Below are 12,396 nucleotides of genomic sequence, written 5' to 3'. Positions count from 1 at the left end.
CCGGCGTCACGAGGCGCTGCCAAAGGATGTTCAGGGTCTTCATGTTGATCGGGATGCTCGTAGGGCAGACGGCAGTGGAATGTCGAGATCATCGGTGTCGGCGCCTTGCGACCCTGACCCGCCGGTCGCTGAAGCGAAGCCTGAGCGGCTCTTTCCCGCGCGAACCCGCCGTTCGCGAGCAACGCCACCATAGCTGGTATGTTTGCGGATGCGTGATGATTCTGTCATTTGGCACGACAACGCTGCTTGTCCAATGTCAATCGGTCAGCCTATAACGCCATCCGACGGCCAGGGCCGCTAGGGCGAAGGCAGCCTCGCCAAGGCAGCATCGAACCAGGCAACGTAATCCTGACTGGGATGCAGCCGCCCGGCCTCCTTCAGTTCCTGAAGAAGCTTGCGTCCCCGCAGCAGAAAGTCGCGCCGCTCCGTGACGGCGAGACCGTCATGATTTCCGAGCTTGCTGTACGAGACGGCGAGATCGACTTGCCACCCGGTGTTGGCCGGATCGCGCCCGGCCAGCGCCTCGGCGATCGCCAGGCTCTCGCGGTACGCGGCGAGCGCGCCCGCGCCGTCGCCCTGGGCCACCAGGACGTCGCCGATCTTCTCGTGGCTCACCGACAGGTCGCGCTGCCACCCGGTGTTGGCCGGATCGCGCCCGGCCAGCGCCTCGGCGATCGCCAGGCTCTCGCGGTACGCGGCGAGCGCGCCCGCGCCGTCGCCCTGGGCCACCAGGACGTTGCCGATCCGGTCGTGGCTCACCGACAGGTCGCGCTGCCATTCGGTGTTCTCCGGATCAGCGCCGGTCAGTTGCTGCGCAAGACGCTGCGCTTCCTGATAGTCGCGCGAGGCATCGGCCAGCGAGGCGTAGCTGCGCGCCCGATCGCCCTGTTCAGTGTGAAACCAGAATGCTGCGTGAAGCGCTTGAGGCCAGTCCGGTTCAATATCAAGGATTTCGGCATACAGGGCACGGGCCTCGGTCGCCTGCGCCTTTGCCTCGTACAGCGCGGCAGTGCGCAGCAGCGGCTCGAGTTCGCTGCGGTTGCGCTCATGGGTGGCTGCGGCACGGGCGCGCACCGACTGAAGGATGGACGTCTTCTGGGCCGCCATGTAGGTGATCGCCTCGTCGACGCCTTGTTCGGCAAGAATTCGGCTCAGTTCCTGGAAGACACTGGTCGAATTGCCCCGTGCCTCGATTTCTGCAAACGAGGTGGCGAGCTCATCGACCCGCATCCGCCGCACGGCGTGGGCAGCGTCGGCCGCCTCGCGCCGCTGCTGCCGTTCGCGCCAGTCGCCAGCCGACTCGGCCTCGGCCAACTCCTGGCGATGGGTTTCCTCGATGGTCGTGAGCAGATGGGCGCGGATTTTCTCCGTATCCACGACAGCGACCTCTTGCACGGTGGACTTCAGGTGTTGGGTCGCCCACCAGCCACCCCCACCCAGCACCAGCAGCCCGATCAAGACGGCGACGACGCCCTTCCACAGCCTGCGCTGCCGGATCTCGTCCGTGCGACGCAGTTCAGCGAGTTCGTCGCGCAGCTTGAGGATGATGTTCTCGAGCGCGGTATCGTCGTTGGCTGTGTGGCGCAGGTGGTTCTCACGAACGAGTCGGTCGCGATACGACTGCTGGAGAGCCTTTCGCTCGGCTTGCCAGTCCTGAACGGCGGCTGGCTCGAGCCCTGCTGCATTCTCAGGAAGATCAAGTTCCGAGGCGGCATGGTCGCGTGCGCAGCGATCGCTGACGAGTACAACCCAGGTCTTCTTCCCTTTACGAAGGGCGTAGAGCAGCTCGAACTGGGTGTACGAAACACGGCCAAACTCGTGATCTGCGTCGGGCGGCTCGGCGCCATACGCGTCGCCGACCAGCTGGATCAGCCCCTCACAGCCGTCAATCTGTTCACGTAGCCATTGGCGCAGCTCCCCATAACCCGTCGGAAAGTCATCCTGCGAAACCGGGTCGTAACCGAGCGTGCGGACCGTGCGGGCCACCGCCTGTCGTGCGGTGCGCAGTTCCGTACTTACGGCAGACAAGAAAATCCTCGGTCGAGTCACAGAATTCTCCTCCCGTGAGCGCACGCATGACGACCGCCATGCAATTCAACTCATCCAATCGTAGTGCGTGCCTGATCCGCGTATTTGCTTTTTCGGCCCGATGCCGCTGCAACTGACTGAGATCTTGAACCGGCGCGGCTTCGAGCAGATTCCCTGAGCCGTACTTTGGGCAAAACGTACTCGATGGCCAAACGGCAGCTGTCCAAGCGGAGCCGCCGCCCCGGCAGCAGGTCCACCCGAGGACCGAAGGACAGCAAGTGGCCGAATGTGTGAATTCGCGTTGAACGCCTCCACCCACTACCCTTTGTTCTTCGCCCGAATATAGAGCACCTTGCTCGTCCCACCCGGCGCGCCCCGTTCCTCGGTCACGAACAGATCCTCCCGCCCGCGTACCAGATCAGACAGCTTCTTGTACCCGTGAAGCCGCGAATCGAAATCCGGCTGGATTTTCTGCAGGTAACTGCCGAATGTCCCGAGGTGAGCCCATCCGGAATCGTCAGCCGATTTCTCGAGCGCTTCCATCAGAAAGTCGGTCGGAAAGGCCGGGCGCGCGATCGCGTTAGCCGACACCGGGGGCACCTCGGGGGCCTCGACCGCGGGCGATGATCCGTTCGCCGACGCAGTGGCTTCGGCCGCAGCAGCCGGCTTGCGCAGCACTTCGGTGAAGATGAACTTGTGGCAGGCGTTGCGGAATGCCTCGGGGGTCTTCTGCTCGCCGAATCCATAGACCAGCAGGCCCTCTTCCCGCAGCCGCACGGCCAGGCCGGTGAAGTCGCTGTCGCTGGTCACCAGGCAGTAGCCATCGAAGCGGCGCGTGTACAGCAGATCCATCGCGTCGATGATCATGGTGCTGTCGGTCGCGTTCTTGCCCGTCGTGTAGGCGAACTGCTGGACGGGCTTGATCGAGTAGCGATTCAGGACCTTCTTCCACGATGCGCTGGTGGGCGAGGTGAAGTCGCCGTAGATCCGCCGGACCGTGGCTTCGCCGAAGCGCGCGACCTCCTCGAGCAGGCCCTCGATGACCCCGGCCTGCGCGTTATCCGCGTCGATGAGAACGGCGAGACGTTTGGCGGGCTCTTCGGCCTCGACCCGGACGACTGTTTTCGGCTGCATGGATCACCTATCGAATTCGACTATGCGCCGAGTATAGTCGGCGCACCCCTGCTTCCGGGCACCCGCGCGATGTGCAAAGCTTCGCCCTGCCGCCGCGATCCTCTGGCGGCGCCCCGGCCGCCCGCAGGAACGCAAGCATGACCCCACTGACCCACGCCCAGCGCCGCGCCACCTGCATCCACGAGGCCGGCCACGCCGTGGCGTTCGCGCTCGGCGGCGTGTCGGTCTATCGGCTGGAGGTCGCCGACGAAGGGGCCGCGGCCTGGCGCACCGACATCCGTAACGGACGCATGTGCACCGGCCTGTGGGGACTGTGCGAGAAGGCGGACTTGGTGCTGCCGCGGCAATTCCTGCGCTGGCTGATGAACGAGGGCTGCCTGCATCCGGACGGCAAGGGTCACCCGCAGCTGTTGCAGCGCGCCGAGGGGCGGGCGCAGGTGGAAGGCTTCAGCGCGCGGCAGCAGCGCGAGATCCGCGCGCAGATGGTGGGCCTGATGGCCGGGCCGGCGGCCGAGCAGCTCTTCCGCGGCGAGACGGTGCGCCTGTGCCCGACGGGCGAGTTCGATGAAGTGCGGCAGGCGGAGGATCTGTCCTGGCTGCTGCCAGCGCGCGACGCGTTCGACCACGCGGCCGCGCTGACGGTGCTCACCTTGCAGCGGCCTGACGTATGGGCCGCAGTCGAGCACGTGGCCGGCGAACTCGAGCGTGCGGGCACGCTCACCCGCGGCCTGCGCGGCTTGCTACCTGCCGCGCTGCCCGGCTGGCCGCCCGACGGCGCAGGGCCCTGAGGCCTCACCTACCGCCCCACCCAGCCGCCACACACCGGGAACACCTGGCCGACGAAGCAATCCGCCGCGCCGCTGCACAGATAGGCCGCGAACAGCGCATCCTCGCGTGCCGACACCAGCCGGCCCAGCGGCACCTCGCGCGCGAGCCGCTCCTGGAAGCGCGGGTTGGCCTGCACCTCCGGCGGGAAATAGGTGGGGTTGTCGACGAAGTTCTGCGCGACGGCATTGACCTGCACGTTGTGCGCGGCCAGCTCCACGCCGATGGCCTGCACGTAGGCGAGTTGCGCGCCGCGCGCGGCACTGTAGGTGGACGCGCGCTTCATGCCGCGCAAGGCGGCGGCGCTGCCCATCAGCAGGATCTTGCCCGCGCGGCGCTCGATCATGCCCGGCGCGGCGGCGCGCACCAGGCGTGGCAGCGGATCCACCAGCGCGGCGAAGACATCCCGCCACTCGGCGTCGGTGACCTCGACGGCAGGCGTCGATGGCGCCTTGATGGCCAGATTGGCGACCAGCACGTCGATGTGCCCGGCCGCGCGGACAACCCGCTCGGCCGCATCCGCCTCGACAAGATCATCGGTGCTGGCGATCACCTCGGCGCCTTGCTCGGCGAAGACCTCGCACAGCACAGGGCCCATGAAGGCGGTCGCCTGGGTGATGAGGACGCGCTTGCCGGCCAATGCGTTTTCCATGATCGGTCTCCCGGAATGCTCTCACGACGGATGCACGCTCAACCTAGGCTGCGCGGGCGATAAAATCCAGCGCCGTTTCGCCGCCCGCATCGACCATGCCGGCGCGCATGAACACGGCAGCGATCCAGCGGACGTGATTCGCACAACAGGCCCCCTCGATGGACAAGTTCTTCGCCGCAATCCTGCCCTCCATCGAGCACGCCCACCTGCTCGGCTACGTGGCGGCTTTCCTGGTCGCGCTGCTCGAGACCGTGATTGTGGCGGGGCTGTTCCTGCCCGGCTCGACGCTATTGCTGCTGCTGGGGGCGCTTGCGGCCCACGGATCGCTGGATTTTGCCTATCTGCTGGGGTTTGCCGTGGCCGGTGCGGCGGCCGGCGATAACCTGAACTACTGGCTGGGACAGCGCTACGGCAAGCAATGGATGTGCAATGGCGTGTGGTTCCTGACCCCGGATCATTTCACGCGGGCACGCCGTTTCTTCGATCGCCATGGGGCGAAGAGCGTCTTTCTCGCGCGCTTCATCCCGAGCGTGAAGGAGATCGCACCACTGGTCGCGGGAACGGTGGGCATGCGCCATGGCAGCTTCATGCTGTGGAATGTCCTCGGCGCGGTCGGCTGGGGCGTGCAGTGGATCGGTGCCGGCTACGTCTTCGGGCATTCGCTCAAGCTGGCGCAGCTCTGGATGTCGCGTGCGGGGATCGCGCTGGTGGCCGTGCTGCTGGCCGGCGGGCTGTTGTGGCTGCTGCAGCGCCATGTGCTGCGCCAGGGTCGGCGCTTGTGGCGATTGGCGGTGTCGCTGAGCCGCTCGATCCGGGCCGGGCTGGCGAGCAATCCCTACGTACGCCGGTTGTTGCGCCGCCATCCGCGCAGCGTGCGCCTCATCGCCCAACGGCTCGACCGCTCGCACTTCTTCGGCTTGCCGCTGACGCTCCTCGGGCTGGCTTTCTTGTACGCGCTCGCCCTGTTCGCCGGCGTGGTCGAGGATGTGCTCACGTCCGACACCATCGTCGCGGTCGATCACGCGGCCGCGCAGTTGATCGCCCGCTACCGCCCGTCGGCATTCATTGCGCCGGTGGCGTGGATCACCAACCTGGGCGCGCCGGCAGTGCTCGGTACGGTGACGATCGCCACCTGCCTGCTGCTGTACTTGCTGAACCGTAGCTTCGCAGCGGTGGGCCTGTTGCTGTCGGTGCTGGGTGCTTCAGTGTTCACCACGCTCGGCAAGCTCGCCTTCCAGCGCCCGCGGCCGGAGGAGGCGGTGCTGTTCGAGCCCAGCCATTCCTTCCCGAGCGGCCACGCCACCTTGTCGGTTGCGGTCTATGCCTTCGTCGGCTACCTGTTGATTCGCATAGCAGCGGGCTGGAACACGCGCGTCAGGCTGTTCTTCGCCACCGCCGGCCTGGTGCTGTTGATTGGCCTCAGCCGCATCGTGCTGGGTGTGCATTATCTGAGCGACGTGTGGGCCGGCTACCTGGTCGGCACGATGTGGTTGATCGTGGGCATCAGCGTGAACGAGTGGCTCGCCGCCAGGGGGCGGATCGCCTGGCATGCGCCGAGCGCCGGGCTGCACAAGGCGATGGCCGCGGGACTGATGGCGGTCGTGGTCGCCGGCGCCCTCGGCTACGCCCTGACCAAACCCCTGTCGGTTCGCACCCCAACGGCGGCAGCGCCCGTTCAGGTCGATCGAGCGCTGCCGGAGCTGGTCCAGGCCGAAGGCTTGCGCGCCACGACGACGATGCTGGGCCGGCCGGAGCAACCGCTGTCCTTCGTCATCGTGGCGCGCGATGAGGACGAACTGCGCGCCCTGCTCAGGCAGGCGGGCTGGATCGCCGCCGACAACCCCACGCCGCGGAGCCTGCTGCGCCTGGCGCGCGAAGGGCTCGATTACACCACCGCGCCCCAGGCGCCGACGCTGTGGAACGATCACCTCAACGAGTTCGCTTTCCAGCAGCCGCTGCAGCGGTCCGCGGGCAGCGCAGTCGCAGCGCTGCGCCTCTGGCGGACTTCTTTCCGACTCGGGCAGCGCGAGGTTTTCGTGGGGGTGGCGCGAGAATACACGGGCGTGCGCTGGGGTATCGTGCACACGGTTGCGCCCGATGTGGATGCCGCGACCGAACGCTTCGTCCACACGCTCGAGACCATGGACCCGACCTTGACGGCTTGCCGCCGCCCTTTCGTCCCGCCGCTGATCGGCACCTATTCGATGGGCGGCAGCTTCTTCACGGCGGGGCAGCTGTGGCTGCTCGATACGGGGACGGGGCCCGATGCAGTGCGACCGTGTGATCCAGACAGCCCGAGGCGATGAAGAACCAGTCCTTTCCCGACAAAGTCCGCAACGCTTGCGCCGGCATCCGCGGCGCCTGGGCGGCCGAGCGCAATTTCCGTATCGAGGTCGGGCTCGGGCTCGTCACCCTCGTCGTGTTCGCCCTCGTCCGCCCCGCCGCGCTGTGGTGGGGCCTGATCGTGCTGTGCATCACCCTGGTGCTCGTCGCCGAGCTGGCGAACTCGGCGATGGAGGCGCTGGCCGACCACCTGCATCCGGAGATCCACCCCAGCATCGGCAAGGTAAAGGACATGCTCGCCGGCATGGTGCTGGTGATGAGCGCCGGCGCGGCGATCGTCGCCGTGCTTGCCCTGTACGCGACGCTCGTGGCCTAGCCACCCGGGCAATGGTTACCCCGCTCCAGATCCTCATGCACCGACCGCCATGCGTCTGCTCCTGATCGAGGACGACCCCATGATCGGTGCCGGCGTGCAGCGCGCGCTGCGCGACGACGGCTACACCGTCGACTGGGTGCGCGATGGCATCGCCGCCGAGCTCGCCATCACCGACCACGCTTACGAGATGGTCCTGCTCGATCTCGGGCTGCCGCGCCGCGACGGCATCACCCTGCTGCAGCGTCTGCGTGCGGCGGGCAGGACGATGCCGGTGCTGGTGATGACCGCGCGCGACACGGTCGCCGACCGCGTGCGCGGCCTTGACGCCGGCGCCGACGACTACCTGGTCAAGCCCTTCGATCTGGACGAACTGGGCGCACGCATTCGCGCCCTGCTGCGCCGCCAGCGCGGCACGGCCACGCCGCTCATCACGCTCGGTGCGCTGCAGCTTGATCCGGCAACGCACCAGGTCACACTCGACGGCACGCCCGTGCGCTTGTCCGGCCGAGAATTCGCGCTCCTGCGCGCCTTGCTGGAAACCCCGGGCAAGCCGCTGTCGCGCACGCAACTGGAAGAACGCATCTATGGCTGGGACGACGACGTCGAAAGCAATGCGGTCGAGGTTCACATCCATGCCCTGCGCCGCAAGCTGGGCCCGCACTGGATCCGGAACCTGCGCGGTGTGGGCTATTTCGTGCCGGCGCAAGCCTGAGCCTGCGGCGCGCCTGCGTGGCGTCCGCTCGCCTGCCACGACCCGCAGCCTGCAGCCCGGGACAAGCCGATGAACTCCCTGCGTCGTACCCTGCTGCTGTCACTGCTCGCCGCACTGGTGGTGGTCTTTCTCGCCGGCGGGCTCGCCACCTTCAGCGCGGCGCGCACCGAGATCGACCACTTGATGGACTACCAGTTGCGCCAGCTCGCACTCTCGTTGCGCGACCAGCAGTTCGGGCCGCCCGTGGCCACCCCGCTTGCCCCGCCCGAGGAGTCGCTCGATTTCGTCATCCAGGTCTGGGACAACAGAGGCGTCAGACTCTATCTTTCCCGCCCGCACGCCACCCTGCCCGCGCTCGCGCAGTTGGGCTACAGCACCGTTCGCACGGCAGAGGGCACTTGGCGCGTGTTCTCGATCCCGCTGCTCGACCGCGTGATCCAGGTCGCCCAGCCGATGTCGGTGCGCAACCGCCTCGCCGCCGACGCGGCATTGCGCATGCTGCTCCCGCTGCTGGCGGTCACACCACTCTTCGGTGCCTTGATCTGGTATCTCATCAGCCGCGGATTGCGGCCACTGGAGCGCCTCGCCCATGACGTCGCCCTGCGCCACCCGGACTCGCTCGACCCGCTGTGCGCCGAGCACGTACCCGACGAGGCGCAGCCCCTGGTACGTGCCCTCAACCATCTGCTCGACCGGCTCGCACAGGCGCTGAGCGCGCAGCGTGCCTTCGTCGCCGACGCCGCGCACGAACTGCGCACACCGCTCGCCGCGCTGCAGATCCAGTTGCAGCTGTGCGAACGTGCGACCGCGCCCGACGCGCGCGCCGCCGCGCTGGCCGAACTGCGTGCCGGACTGCAGCGCACCACCCATCTGGTGCAGCAACTGCTCACCCTGGCGCGACAGGAGCCGGATGCCGCCAATACGGCCGAGCACGAGGACCTGAGACTGGCCGACATCGCGCGGCAGACGCTGGTCGATCACGCGGCGCTGGCCGAAGCGCGCCGCATCGACCTGGGCGCGGACGCGCTCGACGACAGCGCTGTCGTCCGCGGTGATGCGGCTGCGCTGCGCACCCTCGTCGCCAACCTGATCGACAACGCCATCCGCTACACCCCGGAGGGTGGTCGCATCGACCTCGGCGTACGCCGTGACGCCGCCGACACCAAGGATGCGCGCAACTGGCTCGACGTCTGCGACAGCGGCCCCGGCATCCCTGCCGACGAGCGCGCGCGCGTGCTCGACCGCTTCTACCGCGGCGCCGGCCAGGACCAATCCGGCACCGGCCTCGGACTCGCGATCGTGCGCAGCATCGCCGAGCGCCATGGCGCGCGCCTGGTACTCGATACCTCGGCGCTGGGTGGCCTGCGCGTCGCGGTGGGTTTCCCGCCTGTGCCAGCCGCGCACTGAGCCACGCGCCGTCTTAAGTTTCGGTTAAGTCCGCCGGCCTTAATCTGCACCTGTCGCGGGCTGAACGTGCCCGCCCCAGCATCAGGAGGCGGTTAGACATGAAGGCCAGGTTCGTCAAGCTCGGCGTGGTCACCAGCGCCATCGCCAGCATCCTCGTGGGCGCCTACGGCGGCGTCCATTTCGCCCCGGCGGCACATGCCGAGGCCGTTGCAGTCGGCACGCCGTCGCCCATCTCCAGCCCCAGCCCCACCGTCGCGCTGCCCAGCTTCCAGAGCATCGTCGAGCGCTTCGGGCCGGCGGTGGTGAACATCAGCGTCGAAGGCATGGTCAAGACAGCCGCGGCAATCGAGCCGCCCTTCGGGGGTATCGATCCCGAAGACCCATTCCAGGACTTTCTCCGCCGTTTCGGCCCACAGCTCAGATCGCCACCGGGCGAGCAGCTCAGGCGCGGCATGGGCTCGGGTTTCATCGTCAGCGCCGACGGCGTGATCCTGACCAACGCCCACGTCGTCGATAACGCCAGCGTGGTCCGCGTCAAGCTCACCGACAAGCGCGAGTTCGACGCCAAGGTGATCGGTGTCGACAAGCCGACCGACGTCGCCGTCCTCAAGATCGACGCCCACGATCTTCCCACGGTGCCGCTCGGCAACCCCGCGCAGACGCGGGTCGGCGACTGGGTGCTCGCCATCGGCGCGCCCTTCGGCTTCGAGAACACCGTGACGGCGGGCATCATCTCGGCCAAGTCGCGCTCGCTGCCCGACGAGGGCTATGTCCCCTTCATTCAGACCGACGTCGCCATCAACCCGGGCAATTCGGGCGGGCCACTGCTCAATCTCAAGGGTGAGGTGGTCGGTATCAACTCGCAGATCTACAGCCAGTCCGGTGGCTACCAGGGTCTGTCGTTCGCGATCCCGATCGATGTCGCGGCCCGGATCAAGGACCAGTTGCTTGCGCACGGCAAGGTCACCCGCGGCCGGCTCGGCGTGGCCGTGCAGGACGTCAGCCAGGCGCTGGCCGAATCCTTCGGTCTCGATGCGCCGCGCGGCGCCCTGGTGAGCCGGGTCGAGACCGACAGCCCGGCCGAGAAGGCGGGCCTGGAAGCCGGCGACGTGATCCTCAAGTTCGACGGCGAAGCGATCACATCCTCTGCCGAACTGCCGCCCAAAGTCGCCGCAATGACACCGGGCCAGGCCGTCGCCGTGGAAGTCTGGCGCGCCGGCAGTTCGCGCTCGATGACCGTTGCCGTCGGCGAGATGAAGGCCGCGTTGGTCGCCAGCGATGAGACGAGCGCCATCGATCAGGGCCGGCTGGGTGTGGCCGTGCGCCCGCTCGATTCACAGGAAAGACAGGAGGCGGCGACGGATGGCGGCCTGCTGGTTCTCGATGCGGGCGGGCCCGCGGCGCGAGCAGGCATCGCGCCGGGCGACGTGATCCTCGCCGTCAATGGTCGTCCGATCAGCAGCGTCGAAGAGCTTCGCCGCCAGATCGATGGTGCCGGCCGTCACATCGCCCTGCTGATCCAGCGCGACGATGCGCGCATTTTCGTGCCGATCGAACTCGGCTGACACCAAAGGCATCACCCTTTTCAACCACTGTGCGCCGCGCTCTGCACGGCGCCACGAGGAGACATCCATGAAAGGCAAGCGCGGCATCTCGGCTCGAACGATCAAGCGTTTTCTGCAACTGGCGGCGACGACATTCGCGGTCGGCTTCACTGCCGCCCCCGCCCTGGCCGACAGCGACCGCGGCGAGCCGACGCGTACCAGCCGCGAGGACAGCGGGTCGGCAACGCTGGCCGCGGACGAAGCCGCCCTCTTCCAGCACCGCTTCGCCCTGCCCGCGCCGACCGCCCTAGCAAGCAGCGGCCACCGCGGCCTGGCCGACCTGCGCGTGATCGATGCAAGTGGGCGCAAGGTGATGCAGATCGCGCTCGATGGCGACAGCATGGTGGGTCCGTTACCGAATGGCAGCTACACCGTCCTGCTGCGCGCGCGCGGTCTGACCGACGTGCAGCGCATCCGGATTGCGCCGGGCATGGTGTCCTATCTGCACTTCACGACGTCCACAGCGGCACTGGAAACCAGATTGAGGGCATTTGCCGACGCGTAGTCACGGTCCCTGGGCCGAGCGCGAATGCAGGCGCCAGGGCTAGGGGCTAGGCGGCCAGTGCGCTGATGAAGGGCTTGAGCAACTCGATCACTTCCGTCTCCCTTTCCCGGTGCGGCACATGGCGCGTGTCCGCCATGAGTTGCAGTTGCGCCGGCCCGCCGCAGAGTCCGGCGATCAGCTCGGGATGCGCTGACGAACCATATTCGTCGTCGATGCCGTGAATGGCCAGGGTCGGGCATTTGACCTGGGGCAGCACGGGGCGCAGGGACCAGGTTGCAAACGCCGGGTCCAGCCAGGATTCGATCCAGGCATCGAGCACCCACTGGGCCTTTTCGCCGTGGTAGCGCTTGAGTCGCTCGATCTGGACCGGATCCTTGAACAACACCCGCGCCTCCTCGAGCCCCTCGACGGTGCGGTCCTCGACGAAGGCCTGGGCGGATTCGGTAATGAGCCCGACGCAGGCCGCGCCGTGGCGCGCAGCGCAACTCACCGCCATGCCGCCGCCCACGCTGTGACCAAAGACGATGAAGCGTTCGAAGCCGAACTGGCGGACGACGGCGGCAAAGTCGCCTTCGGCCTCGCGGGCGATGAAGTCGAGCGCGAGCGTCGCCGGATGCGGGTCGGAATGGCCGAAGCCGAGGCGGTCGTAGGCCACCACCTGGCGGCCGATGGCCTTGCACAGCGCCGCGGGAAACCCGCGCCACAATTCGACGCTGCCGAGCGAGTCGTGCAACAGGATGATCGGCGCCCGTTGCGCGGGCACTTCGGGTGACCAGGTGCGGACGAAGAGGCGACCGTGAGGACCTTCGACCCAGGAGTCCTGACTCGTGGTGTGTTGATGTTTCATGTTCCTGCCTGAAAAAATTCGGG

The 12,396-nt window shown here is 67.5% G+C and carries 11 protein-coding genes; 7 read left to right on the top strand and 4 right to left on the bottom strand.

Annotation, left to right across the window (positions count from 1 at the left end; translation table 11 throughout):
- Nucleotides 1–297: 297 nt before the first annotated feature.
- Together PLC66_RS08485 and PLC66_RS08480 are read right to left on the bottom strand one after the other, a co-directional pair.
- The gene (locus tag PLC66_RS08485; RefSeq protein ID WP_324539328.1) at nucleotides 298–2,049 is read right to left on the bottom strand and encodes a DUF4062 domain-containing protein; all 1,752 of its coding nucleotides are present in this window, start codon (nucleotides 2,047–2,049) and stop codon (nucleotides 298–300) included.
- Between the two features lie 297 nt (nucleotides 2,050–2,346).
- The gene (locus tag PLC66_RS08480) at nucleotides 2,347–3,162 is read right to left on the bottom strand and encodes an NYN domain-containing protein (RefSeq protein ID WP_324539326.1); all 816 of its coding nucleotides are present in this window, start codon (nucleotides 3,160–3,162) and stop codon (nucleotides 2,347–2,349) included.
- 137 nt (nucleotides 3,163–3,299) lie between these two features.
- Here PLC66_RS08480 and PLC66_RS08475 point away from each other — a divergent pair, with 137 nt between their 5' ends.
- A complete protein-coding gene (locus PLC66_RS08475; RefSeq protein WP_324539324.1) occupies nucleotides 3,300–3,950 on the top strand; it encodes a hypothetical protein in 651 nt (216 codons plus the stop codon).
- An 8-nt stretch (nucleotides 3,951–3,958) separates the two neighbouring features.
- On the opposite strand, the gene PLC66_RS08470 is transcribed toward PLC66_RS08475, so the two are convergent.
- Entirely contained in the window at nucleotides 3,959–4,639 is a 681-nt protein-coding gene (locus PLC66_RS08470; RefSeq protein ID WP_324539322.1) for an SDR family oxidoreductase, read from the bottom strand.
- Nucleotides 4,640–4,797: 158 nt separating this feature from the next.
- Here PLC66_RS08470 and PLC66_RS08465 point away from each other — a divergent pair, with 158 nt between their 5' ends.
- From PLC66_RS08465 to PLC66_RS08440, 6 genes are all read left to right on the top strand, one after another.
- Nucleotides 4,798–6,945: a bifunctional DedA family/phosphatase PAP2 family protein gene (locus PLC66_RS08465; RefSeq protein ID WP_324539320.1), complete on the top strand. Its 2,148-nt coding sequence runs from the start codon at nucleotides 4,798–4,800 to the stop codon at nucleotides 6,943–6,945.
- Complete coding sequence (locus tag PLC66_RS08460; RefSeq protein ID WP_324539318.1) at nucleotides 6,942–7,298, top strand: diacylglycerol kinase; 357 nt, start codon at nucleotides 6,942–6,944, stop codon at nucleotides 7,296–7,298. The genes PLC66_RS08465 and PLC66_RS08460 overlap by 4 nt, the downstream gene beginning before the upstream one ends.
- 49 nt (nucleotides 7,299–7,347) lie before the next feature.
- Nucleotides 7,348–8,010 carry a response regulator gene (locus PLC66_RS08455; protein WP_324539316.1) on the top strand — a complete coding sequence of 221 codons (663 nt, stop codon included), beginning with the start codon at nucleotides 7,348–7,350 and terminating at the stop codon, nucleotides 8,008–8,010.
- Between the two features lie 69 nt (nucleotides 8,011–8,079).
- Nucleotides 8,080–9,417, top strand: coding sequence for an ATP-binding protein (locus tag PLC66_RS08450; RefSeq protein ID WP_324539314.1), 1,338 nt, complete (start codon nucleotides 8,080–8,082; stop codon nucleotides 9,415–9,417).
- A 98-nt stretch (nucleotides 9,418–9,515) separates the two neighbouring features.
- Nucleotides 9,516–10,982 carry a DegQ family serine endoprotease gene (locus PLC66_RS08445; protein WP_324539312.1) on the top strand — a complete coding sequence of 489 codons (1,467 nt, stop codon included), beginning with the start codon at nucleotides 9,516–9,518 and terminating at the stop codon, nucleotides 10,980–10,982.
- Nucleotides 10,983–11,049: 67 nt separating this feature from the next.
- Nucleotides 11,050–11,526: a hypothetical protein gene (locus tag PLC66_RS08440; protein WP_324539310.1), complete on the top strand. Its 477-nt coding sequence runs from the start codon at nucleotides 11,050–11,052 to the stop codon at nucleotides 11,524–11,526.
- Between the two features lie 46 nt (nucleotides 11,527–11,572).
- Here the strand turns inward: PLC66_RS08440 and PLC66_RS08435 are convergent, their stop codons facing one another.
- Nucleotides 11,573–12,373, bottom strand: coding sequence for an alpha/beta fold hydrolase (locus PLC66_RS08435; RefSeq protein WP_324539308.1), 801 nt, complete (start codon nucleotides 12,371–12,373; stop codon nucleotides 11,573–11,575).
- Nucleotides 12,374–12,396: the final 23 nt, after the last annotated feature.

The organism is Thauera sp., assembly GCF_035444905.1.
Lineage (GTDB): Bacteria > Pseudomonadota > Gammaproteobacteria > Burkholderiales > Rhodocyclaceae > Thauera.
This window is presented reverse-complemented; position numbering and strand designations above follow the sequence as displayed.

Bases quoted from the DNA above. Each gene is read 5' to 3' on its own strand.
- PLC66_RS08465 (WP_324539320.1), top strand. From the start codon at position 4,798: ATGGACAAGTTCTTCGCCGCAATCCTGCCCTCCATCGAGCACGCCCAC.
- PLC66_RS08440 (WP_324539310.1), top strand. From the start codon at position 11,050: ATGAAAGGCAAGCGCGGCATCTCGGCTCGAACGATCAAGCGTTTTCTG.
- PLC66_RS08455 (WP_324539316.1), top strand. From the start codon at position 7,348: ATGCGTCTGCTCCTGATCGAGGACGACCCCATGATCGGTGCCGGCGTG.
- PLC66_RS08445 (WP_324539312.1), top strand. From the start codon at position 9,516: ATGAAGGCCAGGTTCGTCAAGCTCGGCGTGGTCACCAGCGCCATCGCC.
- PLC66_RS08475 (WP_324539324.1), top strand. From the start codon at position 3,300: ATGACCCCACTGACCCACGCCCAGCGCCGCGCCACCTGCATCCACGAG.
- PLC66_RS08435 (WP_324539308.1), bottom strand. From the start codon at position 12,373: ATGAAACATCAACACACCACGAGTCAGGACTCCTGGGTCGAAGGTCCT.
- PLC66_RS08450 (WP_324539314.1), top strand. From the start codon at position 8,080: ATGAACTCCCTGCGTCGTACCCTGCTGCTGTCACTGCTCGCCGCACTG.
- PLC66_RS08460 (WP_324539318.1), top strand. From the start codon at position 6,942: ATGAAGAACCAGTCCTTTCCCGACAAAGTCCGCAACGCTTGCGCCGGC.
- PLC66_RS08480 (WP_324539326.1), bottom strand. From the start codon at position 3,162: ATGCAGCCGAAAACAGTCGTCCGGGTCGAGGCCGAAGAGCCCGCCAAA.
- PLC66_RS08470 (WP_324539322.1), bottom strand. From the start codon at position 4,639: ATGGAAAACGCATTGGCCGGCAAGCGCGTCCTCATCACCCAGGCGACC.